General features: G+C 72.5%; 11 protein-coding genes. 5 read left to right on the top strand and 6 right to left on the bottom strand.

Features of this window, described 5'->3' with window-relative positions; all coding sequences use genetic code 11:
- Window positions 1-77: 77 nt before the first annotated feature.
- The gene (locus OG202_RS44075; protein WP_327726459.1) at window positions 78-464 is read right to left on the bottom strand and encodes a hypothetical protein; all 387 of its coding nucleotides are present in this window, start codon (window positions 462-464) and stop codon (window positions 78-80) included.
- A gap of 198 nt (window positions 465-662) precedes the next feature.
- On the opposite strand from OG202_RS44075, the gene OG202_RS44070 reads away from it, so the two are divergent.
- Window positions 663-1889 (top strand): glycosyltransferase, encoded by a 1227-nt coding sequence (locus OG202_RS44070; protein WP_327732043.1) that lies wholly within the window; start codon window positions 663-665, stop codon window positions 1887-1889.
- 40 nt (window positions 1890-1929) lie between these two features.
- Here OG202_RS44070 and OG202_RS44065 read toward each other — a convergent pair whose 3' ends face one another.
- Complete coding sequence (locus OG202_RS44065) at window positions 1930-2592, bottom strand: TetR/AcrR family transcriptional regulator (protein WP_326574102.1); 663 nt, start codon at window positions 2590-2592, stop codon at window positions 1930-1932.
- Window positions 2593-2806: 214 nt separating this feature from the next.
- Between OG202_RS44065 and OG202_RS44060 the strand changes: the two genes are divergently transcribed.
- Entirely contained in the window at window positions 2807-4072 is a 1266-nt protein-coding gene (locus OG202_RS44060) for a YncE family protein (protein ID WP_326574103.1), read from the top strand.
- On the opposite strand, the gene OG202_RS44055 is transcribed toward OG202_RS44060, so the two are convergent.
- Both OG202_RS44055 and OG202_RS44050 read right to left on the bottom strand, forming a co-directional pair.
- The gene (locus OG202_RS44055) at window positions 4065-5948 is read right to left on the bottom strand and encodes an endoglycosylceramidase (RefSeq protein ID WP_405961731.1); all 1884 of its coding nucleotides are present in this window, start codon (window positions 5946-5948) and stop codon (window positions 4065-4067) included. The two genes, OG202_RS44060 and OG202_RS44055, sit on opposite strands and share 8 nt — an antisense overlap.
- 179 nt (window positions 5949-6127) lie before the next feature.
- Window positions 6128-8119: a translation factor GTPase family protein gene (locus OG202_RS44050; protein ID WP_327726461.1), complete on the bottom strand. Its 1992-nt coding sequence runs from the start codon at window positions 8117-8119 to the stop codon at window positions 6128-6130.
- A gap of 245 nt (window positions 8120-8364) precedes the next feature.
- Between OG202_RS44050 and OG202_RS44045 the strand changes: the two genes are divergently transcribed.
- The gene (locus OG202_RS44045) at window positions 8365-9474 is read left to right on the top strand and encodes an XdhC/CoxI family protein (RefSeq protein WP_327726462.1); all 1110 of its coding nucleotides are present in this window, start codon (window positions 8365-8367) and stop codon (window positions 9472-9474) included.
- Between the two features lie 33 nt (window positions 9475-9507).
- On the opposite strand, the gene OG202_RS44040 is transcribed toward OG202_RS44045, so the two are convergent.
- Together OG202_RS44040 and OG202_RS44035 are read right to left on the bottom strand one after the other, a co-directional pair.
- Window positions 9508-10011 (bottom strand): metallophosphoesterase family protein, encoded by a 504-nt coding sequence (locus OG202_RS44040; protein ID WP_327726463.1) that lies wholly within the window; start codon window positions 10009-10011, stop codon window positions 9508-9510.
- Window positions 10012-10359: 348 nt separating this feature from the next.
- Window positions 10360-12783, bottom strand: a complete 2424-nt coding sequence (locus OG202_RS44035) for a SpoIIE family protein phosphatase (RefSeq protein ID WP_326574107.1) — start codon at window positions 12781-12783, stop codon at window positions 10360-10362.
- Between the two features lie 253 nt (window positions 12784-13036).
- Between OG202_RS44035 and lanKC the strand changes: the two genes are divergently transcribed.
- Window positions 13037-15688, top strand: a complete 2652-nt coding sequence (lanKC, locus tag OG202_RS44030; RefSeq protein WP_327726464.1) for a class III lanthionine synthetase LanKC — start codon at window positions 13037-13039, stop codon at window positions 15686-15688.
- A gap of 84 nt (window positions 15689-15772) precedes the next feature.
- Window positions 15773-15889 (top strand): SapB/AmfS family lanthipeptide, encoded by a 117-nt coding sequence (locus OG202_RS44025; protein WP_005483995.1) that lies wholly within the window; start codon window positions 15773-15775, stop codon window positions 15887-15889.
- The last annotated feature ends 22 nt before the right edge of the window (window positions 15890-15911 follow it).

Here is a 15911-nt window from a genome sequence, read left to right as displayed (position 1 = left end):
TCCGGGCGGCCGGGAGCCGGGGATCCACCACCGCGGCCTTCTGTACCCAGGGGCCTCGTCATGGCAGTGGCGTTCGATCAACTCCGCCGCGGCGTCGGGGTCGTGCACGGCGAGCCGTCGTAGGGCCGGGTCGGGTCGTCCGCGTACCGGGCGAGGCCCTTCCTCGGGAACCGCGGCATGCGCACCATGTCGTAGGTGGAGTAGCCGTGCCACTCCAGGACCGTCCGCGGCAGCGTGTCCGCCGGTGCGTCCGGCTGGTTCTCGCAGATCATCAGCCGGACCACGAAGTCCTCGTCCTGAGCGAGCAGTTCGACGAGTCGGCCGGGAGCGCCGGGTGGGTGGCGGCGCTCCGGCGCAGCCGGCGGTGGGCGGAGGCCACACAGGCGCGCGGGGCCACCGGCGAGCGGCCCGCCGTACCCGCCGCACTGCCGCGCGCCCGGGCGACCGTCGTACCCGACGATCACCGCGCTCGCCGGAGCGGACGGTGACCGCGGCGGAGCACCGACCGGGGTGGTGAGGGCCGCCGATCGGCTCCCCCGGCCGGTAGGGGAACTTTCGGTCAGGGGCGCTCTCCGTCAGGGGCGCTTTCGGGTCATCGCGGTACGGTCCCCCTGCCTCGACGGGGTCGCGACGCCATACTGACGGGCGTGCGTGTAGCGATCATGACGGCGGGTTCCCGGGGTGACGTGGCCCCCTACACCGGGCTGGGACACGGGCTGGTGCGGGCCGGGCACGAGGTCACGCTGGTGACACATGCCCGGTTCGAGCCGCTGGTGGCGGGTTCGGGGGTCGCCTTCCACTCCATGCCCGTGGATCCGCGGGAGGAGCTGGAGTCGGAGCGCGGGCAGGGGCTGCACCGGAGTTCCACCGGGGCCGGGAAGCTGTACCGGGCGGTGGAGATGGCCCGGAGCGTGGTGGGGCGGATGGCCGGCGATCTGGTGGCCGCCGCCCGTGGCAGTGACGTCCTGCTGCTGGCCGGCACCCTCGCGCCCCTCGGCCACACCATCGGCCAGGGGCTGTCGCTCCCGAGCCTCGGCGTGAACCTCCAACCCCTGGCGCCCACACGGGAGTTCGCCCCGCCGATGACCGGGGTCCGCTCCTGGGGCCCGGTCGTCAACCGGGCGGCCGGGCACGCGGTGAACGCCGCCGTCGAGTGGATCTTCACGGAGGAGGTGCGCAGGCTGCGCACCGAGTACGGGCTGCCGCACACCGGCTGGGTGGCCGCGCGGCGCACCCGGGACCGGCTGGGCCGGCCGGTGTTCCACGGCTTCAGCCCCCGGGTGGTGCCCCGCCCCGGGGACTGGCGGGCGGGGTTGGACGTCACCGGTTACTGGTGGCCGTACGACCGCGAGGACCGGCTGCCCGCCCCGCTGCTGGACTTCCTCGACGCCGGGCCGCCCCCGGTCTTCGTCGGCCTGGGCAGCGCGACCGTGCCCGATCCCGAGCGGATGAGCGACGAGGTCGTGCGGGCCCTGCGGGCGGCCGGGCTGCGCGGGGTGATCCAGCGCGGCTGGGGCGGACTGCGGGGCGAGGGCGACGACATGTTCACCGTGGGCGAGGTGCCGCACTCCCTGCTCTTCCCGAGGACGGCGGCCGTCGTCCACCACGCGGGCGCGGGCACCACGGCGGCCGGCCTGCGCGCCGGGGTCCCGGCCGTGCCGGTGCCCGTCCAGTTCGACGAGGGCTTCTGGGCCGCCCGCCTCGTCGCCCTCGGGGTGTCCCCCGCGGCCGTACCCCTGCGCGGCTTCACGGCCACCGCGCTGGAGGCCGCGCTGCGACGGGCGACCGGCGACCCGTCGTACGGCCGTCGCGCCCGGGCCCTGGCCGGGGAACTGCGCGCGGAGGACGGGGTGCAGCCGGTCCTGGCGGCGGTGAACCGGCTCGCGTGAGACCGGTGACCGGCTCCCCGAAAAGCGCCGGTCTTCCGCCTCAGCCCTCCTCCGGGCGCCACTCCGCCGGCCGCAGTATCCCCAGCAGCAGTCGGACCAGTTCGTCGACGACCTCGTCGAGGGGGGCGTCGACCCAGCCGGCCTGCCAGTCGTGGAGGAGACCGTTGACGCCGCCGATGAAGGCTGCGGCGGCGATGCGGTAGTCGCGGTGGGCGGCCTCGCCGCGCTCGGCGGCCGCGGTGGCCTCGGCACAGATGAAGTCGATCCAGCGGGAGCGGCGTTCGAGGCGCTGGCGCTCCATGCGGGGGCTGACGCCGATGATCTCGGTGAACGTGATGCGCAGTCGGCGCGGGTCGCCGGTGACATTGGCGGCGTAGGCGCGGAACGCGGCGGTGGCGCGCTCGGCGACCGGCCGGCCGTCCGCCGTGGCGAGACCCGTGAGCGCGGCCTCCTCGGCCCAGTCGTTGACCTGGAGGTGGAGGGCGGCCAGCACGTCCTCCAGGGTGTGGAACTCCTCGTAGAACTGACGGGTCGACAGTCCGGCGGCCTCGCTCAGCGCGGCGATCGTGGTGCCCCGGAAGCCGGGGCTGTCGCCGAAGAGCTGGAGGCCCGCGTCGAGGAAGCGGCCTCGGCGCTCGGCACGGCGCTCCGCCGCGGACCTGCCCCCGTAACGGCCGGTGGGCTGTTTGAGCCTGCCCGACACGCTTCTCCTCCCGACGGATCGCCACTCGACGCGACGGCCGGATCGGCCGTCGCCCGATTTTGTCGTGTCCCTGGTCTTGTGGTGAAGCGGGACCGTTCCTTACTTTCCAGTAAGTACATTTGAAAGCCAAGGTATTCAGACTTCCCGCTTCCCTTTTCTTCCCCACGCCCCTTGAGCTCGTTGTCATGCCCTGAGCAAGCAGGAGGAACCGACCATGTCCGACACCCGCACTCCCCGCCGCCGCGGAAACCGCCACCTCGGTGCCGTCGCCGCCGCACTCGCCCTGACGGCCTCCGCCGCCGTGACCGCCACCCCGGCGAGTGCCGCGGCCGATCTGCGGGAGGTGATGTTCGTGGGCAACAACTGGGAGGGCACCGCCGACGTCATCAAGTCCTCCGGCGACTTCGCGAAGGTCGGCCGGGTCAACGTCATCCCCGACAAGGACGCACGGATGGCGGAGATCAACGCCGATCCGATCCGGTGGATCGCCTTCATGACGATCCGGAACAGCGTCGGCGAGGGCCACGACCAGTTCGTGGACGACATGTACTCCACCCCGGACGGCGCGTCGATGGTCGTCTCCCGCCCGAGCTTCGCCGACGTGGTCTCCATCAACCTCACGACCGGCGCCATCAACTGGCGCTTCCCGGTGGCGGGTTACCGCTCGGACCACATGGCGGTCTCCCCCGACGGCAAGCGGGTCGCCGTCTCCGCCTCGACGTCGAACACGGTGCATGTGCTGGACATCGTCACCGGCAAGCAGCTCGGTTCGTTCAAGACCGGCGACAAGCCGCACGAGAACATCTTCACCAGCGACGGCAAGTACATCTGGAACATGGCGATCGGCGATGTGAACACCCAGACCGACGCGCCCTGGCTGGACTGGACGAAGGGTGACCGGAAGATCACGGTCGTCGACACGAGCACCTTCCAGCAGGTCAAGGTGATCGACATGCGGGAGCGGCTCAACGCCATCGGGCTGTCCGACTACTCGGACGCGGTCCGGCCCGCCGCGTTCTCGCCCGACGAGACGAAGCTGTACTTCCAGGTGTCGTTCTTCAACGGCTTCTTCGAGTACGACATCGCCACCGACAAGATCACCCGCACCAAGACCCTGCCGAAGTCCGCGGGGGTCAGCGACGACCGCACCACCTTCGTCAACGACTCGCGCCACCACGGCCTCACGATGAAGCCGGACGGCACCAAGCTGTGCATCGCCGGCACCATGGACGACTACGCGACCGTCGTGGACCGCGCGACCCTCCAGGAGGGACCGCTCGTCCCCGTCTCCAAGCCGTACTGGTCCACCGTCAGCGGTGACGGCAAGTCCTGCGTGGTCTCCGAGAGCGGTGCCGACCAGGTCACGGTGATCGACTTCGCCACCGGGAGGAAGACCGTGTCCGTCGCAGTCGGCGACCACCCGCAGCGAGTGCGTCTCGCGCAGGTGCCCGCCAACTGGACCGGACCCTCGGCTAACTGAACTCAGAGGTCAGCCAGTTCGACAGCTCCGTCCGTGCCGCGCTGAGCTGCGTGGCGGACGGGGCTGTCGCGCCGTTGGTGACCAGGGCGTAGTGGAGCTTGCCCGTGTCGGCGGCGGTGAGGAGCAGACGGCGACTGCCGGTGCCGCCCGGCTCCTTGGCGGCGGCGATCGGTGTGGACGTGGTGTACGCCGGGGGCGCGGCGGTCACCCCCAGGTCGGACACCACCGTGGTGGACGCGGTGGGGAAGGACGCCGGGAGGTGCAGCTCGGTAGGTTCGGTGCTGCCGTCCGAGCGCCAGACCAGCAGGGAGTACTGGCCGGAGCCGACGAGCGAGGAGACGTTCGGCAGGGAGCTGGGCACCGGGTTCCACGTCAGCGTCGTGGAGCCGTCGCGCGAGCGGTCCTCGTAGGTGAAGGCGACCGTGCTGCCCGCCGTGGCGCTCGGGTAGATCCGGTCCAGCATCCGGGCGTCTTGGCGGAGCACGGCCGTACCGGAGTCGTCGAGACGTACGGCGGAGAGGTCCTCGTCGTTCCATGCGTCTCCCTCGACCTTCACCTCGTCGGGGTTGTCGTTCATCAACTCGTGGTGGCGGCCCCAGTAGATGTCCCACTGCCACTGGGAGCCGGAGAGGACCGGGCCCGAGGAGGCCGGGTCCGACCACCAGTTGACGCCCTTCACCCGGGAGTCCAGCGCCTGGTACATGGCCTTGTAGACCGTGGGCGCCTTGTCGGAGACCGAGCCGCTGAGCGGGTGGCCGAACTCGCTGATGATCGCCGTGGTGCCGCCGGCGGTGGCCCGGTCACGCACGGTACCGAAGTCGCTCACGTACTGGCCGTTCTCCGCCTTGCCCCACATGAAGACACCGGAGATCGCCTTCTGGTCGTAGAAGTGGGTGTTGAAGACGTAGCGCGGTCCGATCGTGCCCGCGTCGAGGAGTCCGCCCTCCTGCTTCTGGAAGTCGATGTTGGCGTTCCAGAAGAGGTTCGGCTCGACGAAGGCCGGCTTGGACTGCCAGCCCGCCGCGTCCATCCGGGAGCGGAACTTGACGTAGAACGGCCACAGGACGTCCTTCTCCCACGTCCTGCTGGTCTGTCCCGAGTCGAGGATGCCGGGATGCGGCTCGTTCCACGGGTCGAAGCCGACGACGCCCTGGAACTGGGCGGACGTGAGGTTGGACTTCACGTACGTCATCGTCTTCTGGGCGGTGTCCAGGAAGGAGTCCTGGAGCCCGTAGGCGTTGTGCCAGAAGTCGTACGTGGACTCCGTCACGGCCGCGTTCGACGTGATGTTCTGGCCCCAGAACGGGCAGATCCCGCAGTACTCGTCGGGATAGTCGCCGAGGTCGACGGCCCACTTGGGGGCGCCGTCGCCGGTGTACCAGCTGTCGGAGTCGAACAGCCAGCGGGAGTAGAGGTCCTGGTGGAAGTCGGGGTAGACACGGATCCCGGCGTCCAGGAACGCTCCCATCTGCGCGGTGGCCGCCGCCAGGTAGGAGGTGCTCACCTGCCCGCGCACCGGTTCGGCGTACGCCCAGGACAGCAGGAAGCGGACGGAGTTGCCGCCGCCGAGCGCCCTGAGCGCGGTCGCCGACTTCTTCGCGTCGGCGACCGAGGCGAAGGGCAGACCGTTGTTCTCCTTGAGTTTCGTCTCCCCCGAGACGTTGTAGCCGCGCAGGACGACCTCGCGGCCGAGTCCGTCCTTGAAGCGGCCGCCCTCGACGGTGAGGGTGGCCGCGGCCTGCGAGTCGAACCAGAGTTCGTCCGTGAGAGCGGAGGCGGGCTGGGTGGGGCCCGCCGTGGTCAGGAAGCCGGTGACGAGTACCAGGACACCGAGCAGACGAGTGCGCAATCTTGACATGTCCGCCACATTCGACATGTGCACTACCGTCCCAATAGGCAGGCTGGCCGTCAATAGCAACTGACGCACGAGTAAGTACCCGTTTTAGCAAGAGAGTTCACCTGTCACGGCCGATTCTTTGCTCTGCGCGACCCGGTGGGGCCTTGCACGCCCGCGCGCGGACCCGATAAAGGCCCCTCGTGATCCTCCGGCGCCCCTCAGGCGCCCACCCGCCGGGTCAGGTGCAGCAGGTACTCCTTGCGGTCGAGGGGATTGTGGTCGGTGCGCGGCCGTTCGGGGACCGTCGGGCCGCCGACCGGCGCGTAGTGGTCGAAGGCGGTCTCCAACTCGCCCTCGCCCCCGGTCACTCCGGGCAGCCGCTGCTCCAGCGCGTGCACCCGGGCGGCCGGCACCAGTCCCTCCAGCCGTACGGCCGTCCCGGTCGTCCGCGTGTCCTGCGGTACGGCGCGCAGCGCGGCCAGCACCGGCAGGACGGCGCCCAGGGTGTCCGCCGGGGCGTCGAGACGGAAGCGGTGCATCGGCTCGTGCACGCGGGTACCGGCCCGCCGCAGCGCGTCCATCAGCACCAGCGGGGTCAGTCCGCGGAAGTCCGCGCCCGTGCTCGACATGCTCTTGTCGAAGCCCTGGTGGGCGTGGCTCTGCCGGGGCGAGTAACCGGAGTGCGTCATCGCCACCGCGCAGTCGGGGACCCGCCAGCCGTGGACGCCCTGCTCCAGGCCCTCCCGCACGGTGTCCTCGACGGCCTTGAAGAACGCGTACGGCATGGATCCGAGCTCCACCTCCAGCCGGAAGTCGACTCCGGAGCCGACCGGCGCCGGGTCCACCCGCAGCCCGACCGTCGCGAGGAACGGGTTGCCGTCCTTCTTGTTGAACTCGACGGCCGCGCCGGCGCCGACGAGGCGCTCGACGCAGATCGTCGTCGTCTCGCGGAAGGCGACGTCGATGCCGTACTCGTCGGCGAGCGTCGCCTGCACGACCTCCTTCTGCACCTCCCCGTACAGCGACACGGACGTCTCCTGCCGGAGGTCGTCGTGCCGGAGGCCGATCAGCGGGTCCTGCTCGGCGAGTTGGGTGAGGGCGAGGTGGAGGGCTCCCCTGTCCTCGGCGCGGGCGGGGAGGACGACCGTTTCGAGGGTGGGCGGAGCGAAGTGGTGCCCGGCCGGCGCCTGCTCGCGCGGTACGCCGACGGTGTCGCCGATCCGGATGTCGGCGAGGCCCCACAGCTGTGCGATCCGGCCGGCCGGGACGGCCGCCCCGCGAACGGCCGTTCCGCCTTCGAAGACGCTGATCGCGGTGACCTTGCCCTCGCGCTCGCCGTCACGGAAGGTCAGCCGGTCCCGGGTGCGCACCGTCCCGTCGAACATGCGCACGTAGGCGATCTTCTCGCCCGCCGGGCCTCGTTCGACCTTGAAGACCGTGCCGGATACCGGGGCGTCGGCTTCTGCGTCCGTCGCGGGCAGCAACTCCCGGATGCCGTCGATGAGTTCGCCGATGCCCGCGCCGGTGATCGCGGAACCGTGGAGGACCGGGTGGACCAGGGCCCCGCCGGTCTGGGCGGCGAGTGCCGCGCGCAGCCGGGCGACGGGGACGGCCGTCCCGTCGTCGACGTAGGCGGCGAGCAGACCGTCGTCGTGCTCGGCGAGGAGTTCGAGGAGCCGGGACGGAAGGGGGTCGTACGGGGTGAAGTGAGCCCGCGGTGTGCCGAGTTCACCGACCTCACCCATGGGCACGATCGCCGGGGTGAGACGTGCCGCGACGCTCTTCAGCAGGTCCTCGTGGCGCGCGCCCCGGCGGTCGATCTTGTTCACGAAGATCAGCGTGGGGATGCGCAGGCGTCGCAGGGCGCGCATGAGGACGCGGGTCTGTGCCTGGACGCCTTCGACGGCCGAGACGACGAGAACGGCCCCGTCGAGCACGTTCAGGACGCGCTCCACCTCGGCGATGAAGTCGGGGTGGCCGGGCGTGTCGATGAGGTTGACGGTGATGTCGTCGATCTCGAACGAGACGACGGCGGACTTGATGGTGATGCCGCGCTGTCGTTCCAGCGCGAGGGAGTCCGTACGCGTGCTGCCGTCGTCGACGCTGCCGATCTCGTCGATGACTCCGACGGTGTGCAGCAGGCGTTCGGTGAGGCTGGTCTTACCTGCGTCGACGTGCGCGAGGATGCCCAGGTTGAGTGTGCGTGACAAGCGTCATGTCCTTCGAGATGGGGGTGGTTCCTTCCTGGGTGGACATGAACGCGGCGCGCATCGGGGCTCCTTGGTCGCTCGGTGGGGCTTCTCCCGCAGTGCATCAGAGGGCGGTGAGCGGCCGCAACGGGATTAACCGTGGTCCCCGGACGCCGGACGGGCCGGGCGTCGCTGCCGCGCGGGGTCCGGGGCGGAGCCGCAGGATGGGACGGGTGGGGGCGGTGGTGGTGAGAGGAGCGGAAGGCATGCGTGAGATCCTCCCGGCGCTCGGCGAGTGGTACGCGGCGGGCGCCCCCTTCGGACTCGCCACCGTCGTCGCGGTCAGCCGCAGTGCGCCGCGCGGGCCCGGGGCCGCCCTGGCGGTCGGGCCCGGTGACGAAGTCGTGGGCAGTGTGTCCGGCGGCTGTGTGGAGGGCACGGTGTTCGAGCTGGCCCAGGAGGTCGTGGCGTCCGGCGAGGCGCGCCTCGCGACCTTCGGGTACAGCGACGAGGACGCGTTCGCCGTGGGGCTCACCTGCGGGGGTGAGATCACTCTGCTCGTACGGCGGGTGACGGCGGCCGAGGACCCGTCGTTCGGGCCGGTCGTGGAGTCGGTGGGTGCCGGGCGCCCGGTGACCTCGGCGACCGTGATCGACGGCCCGGCACCGCGCGGCGCCGCACTCGCCGTGTGGCCGGACACGGCGTCCGGCACGCTCGGCTCGACCGGGCTGGACGCGGCGGTCGCCGCCGACGCGCGCGGGGAGCTGGCGCAGGGCGCCACCGGGCAGCGGCACTACGGGCCGGACGGCGAGCGGCGCGAGGACGCGGTCACCGTCTTCCTGCACTCCTTCGCGCCGCCGCCCCGCATGCTGGTGTTCGGCGCGATCGACTACGCGGCGGCGGTGGCCCGTATCGGTGACTTCCTCGGCTACCGCGTCACGGTGTGCGACGCCCGCCCGGTCTTCGCCACCCCGAAACGCTTTCCCGCCGCCGTCGAGGTGATCGTCGACTGGCCGCACCGATATCTGCGCGACACCCCCACCGACGACCGCACGGTCCTCTGCGTCCTCACCCACGACCCCAAGTTCGACGTGCCGCTCCTGGAGGAGGCGTTGCGCCGCCCGGCCGCGTACATCGGGGCGATGGGCAGCCGCCGTACGCACGACGAGCGGCTGCGGCGGCTGCGGGAAGCCGGGCTCGACGCGGCCGAGCTGTCCCGGCTGCGCTCCCCGGTCGGCCTGGACCTCGGCGCCCGTACGCCGGAGGAGGTGGCCGTGTCGGTCGCGGCGGAGATCGTCGCGCTCAGGTGGGGCGGCAGCGGGGTGCCGCTGACGGCGACGACCGGGGTGATCCATCCGCCGGACCCGTCCCGGTGACCGGGTGGGCGAGGGCCGGGCTCAGGTCCGGGCTCAGGTCCGGGGCGGCAGGCGGTGCAGGCGTACGTCCGTGAGCCGCTCGTCCGCCACCGTCGCGGTCATGTAGGTGCAGTGCGGCTGGCGGCGGCGGTCGGTCGGGGAGCCGGGGTTGAGCAGGCGCAGGCCGGTGGCCGTGGTCGTGTCCCAGGGGATGTGGCTGTGGCCGAAGACGAGGACGTCGGTGTCGGGGAAGCGGGCGGCGCAGCGGGGCTCGCGGCCCCGGGCGGGGCCGGTCTCGTGGACGACGGCCAGGCGCAGGCCGGCCAGTTCGGCGTGGGCCACCTCGGGGAGTCGGGTGCGCAGGGCGGGGCCGTCGTTGTTGCCGTACACGGCGATCAGCCGGCGGGACCGGGCTTCGAGGAGGTCGAGGGTGGCCTCGTCGACCCAGTCGCCGGCGTGGACGACCACGTCGGCCTCCGCGACCTCGGCGAGGAGCGGCTCGGGGAGCGCCTTCGCGCGCTTGGGCAGGTGGGTGTCGGACATGAGAAGCAGGCGCACGGGACCAGGGTCCCATCCGGCGAAGCGCCGCACGCGAGGGAGGTACGGCGCCACGCCTGCCGGAGGACGCGGCCGTACGACGACCCACGGGGTGGGGGTGAGCGGGGGCGGGGGCGGGCCGCGCGGTTCCCCGCGCCCCTGGAAGAGCAGGGGCCGCGCCCCTGCTCTTCCACCGGCCCGCAGAAGCGTGGGTTTCAGGGGCGCGGGCTCCAGGGGCGCGGGGAACCGCGCGAGCAACCACGCACCACCCGCACCGCACCCGCACCCGCAAACACACCCGCAAACACGCTGAACCGCCGGCCTCGCGGCCATCCGCGGCAGGCGGACAGCTCGCCCCGGCCCGTCGGCTCACTCGATCGGGATCTCCGCCCACACCTGTTTGCCGCCGCTGACCGGGACGCTGCCCCACGCGGAGGACACGGCCTCGACGAGGAGGATGCCGCGGCCGCCGGTGGCCTCCCAGCCGATGACGGTGGGTTTCATCGGCGTACGGGGTGAGGAGTCGGCCACCGCGACGCGCAGGCGGTCCGCCAGCAGGGTGAGGTCGAGGCGGACCCGGCCGTCGGTGTGGACGAGGGCGTTGGTGACGAGTTCGGAGACGACGAGGAGCACGGTGTCGGCCATGGACTCGACGCCCCAGCGGCGCAGGACGCGCCGGGTGTAGCGGCGGGCCTGTCCGACCGCCTGCGGGACGCGCCACACGCTCCAGTTCTCGCGCTGGGGGCGCAGGGCCATGCCGTCGTAGCGCACGAGCAGCAGGGCCACGTCGTCGTCGCGGTTGGCGCCGCCCAGCAGGGTGTCGGCGACCGTGCCGAGGTGGGCGGGGTCGGCGGCGGACAGTTCGGCGGCGAGGTGGTCGAGGCCGTCCTCGACATCGACGTCGGCGGACTCGACCAGGCCGTCCGTGGTGAGGGCCAGCAGCGTGCCGGGGACCAGGCGCAGCGGGCTCATCGGGAAGTCGGCCCGCATGACGACGCCGAGCGGCGGTCCGCCCTCCACCATGCTGATCTCGGTGCTGCCGTCCGGGTGACGCAGCACGGGCGGGATGTGTCCGGCGCGGACGTACCAGGCGGAGCCCTCCTCCATGTCGATGTCGACATAGCAGCAGGTGGCGAAGAGGTCGGTCTCCATGTCCACGAGGAGCCGGTTGGCGTGCGAGACGACGACGTCCGGGGGGTGCCCCTCGACGGCGTACGCGCGCAGGGCGGTGCGCATCTGGCCCATGATCGTGGCGGCGCCCGCGTTGTGGCCCTGGACGTCTCCGATGACGAGGGCCACGTGGTTGTCGGGCAGCGGGATGACGTCGTACCAGTCGCCGCCGACCTCCAGACCGGCGGTGGTGGGCAGATAGCGGGCGACGGCGACCGCGCCGGCCAGCTGCGGCAGCCGGCGTGGCAGGAGGGTGCGCTGGAGCATGCCGACGAGTTCGTGCTCGGCGTCGAAGGCGTGGGCGCGCATCAGGGCCTGCCCGGCGAGGCCCGAAGCGGCGGTGAGCAGGGCGCGCTCCTCGGGGCCGAAGTCGTGGGGGTTGTCCCAGCCGATCAGACAGGCCCCGGCCATACGGCCGCCGCCGGCGGGCAGCGGGAGGACGGCGAGGCCGCCGGGGCCGACGTCGGCGAGGGCCGGTTCCAGATCGGCCCCGGCGGGCCAGATCCCCGCGCGTCCCTCGCGGAGCGCGGTGGCGAGCGTCGGCATGGTGCGCACCGGCGCGTCCGGCCACTCGGAACGCCACTCGGAGCGCCACACCTCGGGCCAGATCTCCGGCTGCGGCGGATCGAGGACGGTGACGACGAGACGGTCGCCCTCCAGTTCGGCGAGGGCGATCCGGTCGGCCCGGAGGGGCTTGCGCAGGGCGGTCACGACGGCCTGGCTGACGTCACGCACGGTGCCCGCGGTGGCCAGGGCGGCGGCGAGGCGCTGGATGCGGGCCACGTCGCCGCGGCCGGTGCGCAGGGTGGAGGCGTCGGCGACGGTGCCGACGAGACGGGTGGGCCGGTCCCCGCCCCCGGACAGCATCCGGCCGCGCAGCCTGAGCCACCGCTGCTCGCCGGAGGGCTGCAGGATGCGGAACTCCAGCTCCCGGTCGCCGATCGACATGTGGTCCGCCTCCACGACGGACATCAGCGCGGGCAGGTCCTCGGGGACGGTCAGCGCGATCAGCGTCTCGACCCGGCCGTCGAAGTCGTCCGGTCCCATGCCGAACAGTTCCAGCAGTCCGTCGTCGACCACGACCCGTCCGGTGTCCATGGCCAGGTCGAACGAGGCGCCGGGCCCGGCGGGCGGGGCGGGGGCGACGCTGATGACCGCCTCGGCGAACAGGTCGAGGCAGTGGCGTTCCTCGGCGTCGAAGCCGTCCGTGCCGTCGCCGACGGCCACGAGGCAGCCTCGCTCGCGCAGCGGCAGCACGCCCAGCGAGAAGTCCTCGGCGTGGGCGCGGCGGACGTCGGCGTCCTGCTGGAGGTCGCCGGAGCCGAGCCAGCGCGGCCGGCCCGAACGGCAGGTCTCGGCGACCGGGGCGGTCCCCGAGGCGGGGTAGCTGTCGCGGAGGCCGTAGAGGGTCCTCGGTACCCCGGCCGCGCCTGCCAGGGACAGCGCGTCGCCCTCGCCGTCCGGGATGTAGACGGCGGCGACGGTCGCACCCGTGAAGACGAGCACCTGTTCGAGAATGGCATGCAGGCGCTCCTGCGGATCGAGCTCGCCGCCGAGCGTCTTGAGCGCGAGTTCGGCACGCAGCGTCCTCGTTCCGTGTTCCGCAGCGCCCTCACTGACCACGTCCGCAATTACAGCGCTTCCAGCCCGCGCGCGCAGCCCCTGGGACGGTTCGGCGGGGCCCGCGGGCCCCACTGGGCGCGCCCAGCCTCGAAAGGCGCCGAACAAATCTTTACGCATGCGTTTCGCACGGTGGTCGCGTGACAGCCGTGACGGCTTTCTGGTGACAGCCGTGACTGTCGGGCACTCCGGCGGGCTGGAAGGCTCGTCGTCACCAAGGCCCAGGGGCGACGGCACACGAGGCGGGGGGACTGGCGTGGACAAGCGGTACGAGGCCTACGCGCTCGCCGACAGACACTTCTACGAGACACCCGACCGGCTGTCGGCCGGTGACCGCGCGGGCACGGCGGCGCCGGGTTACGAGACGGCCGGCCGCGCGGTCCCCGAGGGCTGGCGGGCCGCCCGGATCGGGGACTGGCTGACACTGACCCCGGTCGACGACGGCGGACGGCCCCGTCCCGGACCCACCCAGGGATGGAAAGTGCACGCCTCCGCCACCCGGGCGAACGCGGACCGGATCGCGGCGATCGTGTGGGACTACTGCGTGCCCCGGCTGATCCCGTTCAAGTTCGTGCCGGGCCCGCATCTGCTGCATCTGCGCAACGCCAAGTACGCGGCCCGCGACACCAGCGGCAAGTTCGTGACGGTGTACCCGGCCGACGAGGAGCAGCTGCACCTCGTCCTGCGCGAGCTCGGCGCGCTCCTGGACGGCCTCGACGGGCCGTACATCCTCACCGACCTGCGCTGGAACGACGGACCGCTGTACGTCCGCTACGGCGCATTCGCCCGCTCCTTCGTCGTCGACGAGCGCGGCACGCTCGTCCCGGCCGTCCGCGACGGCGAGGGCACCCTGGTGCCGGACCAGCGGAAGCCGACCTTCCATGTGCCCGACTGGGTGACCCTGCCCGCCTTCCTGGAACCGCAGCTGGCGGCACGCAACACGACCACGGTCGGCGATCTGCCGTACCGCATCGAGAAGGCGCTGCACTTCTCCAACGGCGGCGGGGTGTACGTCGGCACCGACACCCGTGACGGCCGCCGGGTGGTCCTCAAGGAGGGGCGCCCGCACGCCGGGCTGGCCGCCGACGGGGCCGACGCCGTCACCCGGCTGGAACGGGAGAAGGCCGCGCTGGAGCGGCTGGCCGGGCTGGGCGTCGTCCCCGAGGTGCGCGACTGGTTCACCCTCGGCGACCACCGCTTCCTCGTCATGGACTTCGTCGAGGGCCGCCCGCTCAACTCCTGCGTCGCCGAACGGCACCCCCTGCTGGCGGCGGACCCCGAGCCCGGTGCGGTCGCCGCGTACACGGCCTGGGCGTTGCACGTCCACCGGGCCGTCGAGCAGGCGGTCGAGGCGGTGCACTCGCGCGGGATCGTCTTCAACGACCTGCACGTCTTCAACATCATGGTCGCGCCCGACGACCGGTCGGTGTCCCTGCTGGACTTCGAGGCGGCGGCGCCCGCCGAGGAGGACGGCCGCCAGATCGTCGCCCACCCCGGCTTCCTGGCACCCCCGGACCGCACCGGCCCGGCCGTCGACCGCTACGCCCTCGCGTGTCTGCGCCTGGCGCTGTTCCTGCCGGTCACGTCCCTGTTCGTGGTGGAACGGGAGAAGGCCGCGCATCTGGCCGCGGTCGTCGCGGGGCAGTTTCCCGAGGTGCCGCGCGCGTTCCTCGACGAGGCGGTCGCGGAGATCACCCGTGGGAGCGGGGCCCTGGAGCACACGCCGGTACGGCAGGAGCGGGCCCGGGCGCGTGCGGAGGGGGCGGGCGTCCTCGAAGGGGGCTGGTCGCTCGCCGAGCCCGCGGACTGGCCGTACAGCCGTGACTCGATGGTCAAGGCGATCCTGGCCTCGGCCACGCCGGAGCGCGACGACCGGCTCTTCCCCGGGGACGTCGCCCAGTTCTCCGACGGCGGTGGCCTCGGACTCGCGCACGGCGCGGCGGGCGTCCTGTACACGCTCGCGGAGGTCGGCGCCGAGCGCTACGAGGAGGGCGAGCGCTGGCTGCTCGACCACACCGACCCGGTGCCGATCGGAACCCCGCTCGGCCTGTACGACGGTCTCGCGGGCGTCGCCCACACCCTGGACCGGCTCGGCCACCGGCAGCGCGCCCTGGACCTGGTCGAACAGATCCTCTCCGAGAAGTGGCACAAGCTGTCGTCCGACCTGCGCGGCGGGCTCGCCGGGCTCGGTCTGGTCCTCGACGAGCTGGCGCGGACCACCGGTGAGTCCGCACTGCGCGACCACGCGGCCGAGGCCGCACGACTCCTCGTACGCCGCCTCACCGAGCCCCGCCCGGCACCGCCCCGCCGCCGCGCCGGCCTGCTGCGCGGCGCGAGCGGTCCCGCGCTGTTCCTGCTGCGCCGGTACGAGACGACAGGCGACCCCGCGTTGCTCGACGCGGCGGGCGAGGCCCTGCGGCAGGACCTGGAGTGCCTGGTCGAGCAGAAGAACGGCGGGCTGGCCGTCGACGAGGGCTGGCGGACGATGCCCTACCTCGGCGACGGGAGCGTGGGCGTGGGCATGGTGCTCGACGACTACCTGGCCGCGACCGGCACCGGAACGGACGAGCTCACGCGGATCCGTGCGGGCGTCCTGACCGCCGCGGCCTACCGCTTCTACGCGCAGCCGGGGCTGTTCGAGGGCCGCGCCGGGATGATCCTCCACCTCGCCCGGACAGGCGCCCCGCGCGCGGAGCTGACGCGACAGATCGCCGCGCTCGGCTGGCACTCGATGCCCTACCAAGGGCAACTGGCCTTCCCCGGCAACCACTTGATGCGGCTCTCCATGGACCTCGGTACCGGAACGGCGGGGTGCCTGCTGGCGCTCGGCGCGGCACACGCCGCCGCCGACGACGACGCCACGGCCCGACTGCCCTTCCTGCCGCCGCTGCGACGGCGGCCCCGATGACGCGGTTCCGCCCCCGGCGGAGTCGTGACGCAACACCCCCGTCCCCAAGGGCCCTGTGCGGGCCACCGATCGAAAGGAATCGACATGGCACTTCTCGACCTGCAGACGATGGAAGCCGACGAGACGACCGGCACCGGCGGCCCCAGCTCCCTGAGCGTGCTGTCCTGTGTGAGCGCGGCCAGCATCACGCTCTGCCTCTGACCCGAACAGGGCGTCCGGCTCG

The sequence above is a fragment of the Streptomyces sp. NBC_00310 genome (genome assembly GCF_036208085.1).
Lineage (GTDB): Bacteria > Actinomycetota > Actinomycetes > Streptomycetales > Streptomycetaceae > Streptomyces.
The sequence above is the reverse complement of the archived record's forward strand: the minus strand, read 5'-3'. Positions and strand labels throughout refer to the sequence as shown.

Coding starts and splice junctions, on each gene's coding strand:
- OG202_RS44045 (WP_327726462.1), top strand. CDS start 8,365: ATGCGTGAGATCCTCCCGGCGCTCGGCGAGTGGTACGCGGCGGGCGCC.
- OG202_RS44055 (WP_405961731.1), bottom strand. CDS start 5,948: ATGTCGAATGTGGCGGACATGTCAAGATTGCGCACTCGTCTGCTCGGT.
- OG202_RS44025 (WP_005483995.1), top strand. CDS start 15,773: ATGGCACTTCTCGACCTGCAGACGATGGAAGCCGACGAGACGACCGGC.
- OG202_RS44070 (WP_327732043.1), top strand. CDS start 663: ATGACGGCGGGTTCCCGGGGTGACGTGGCCCCCTACACCGGGCTGGGA.
- OG202_RS44060 (WP_326574103.1), top strand. CDS start 2,807: ATGTCCGACACCCGCACTCCCCGCCGCCGCGGAAACCGCCACCTCGGT.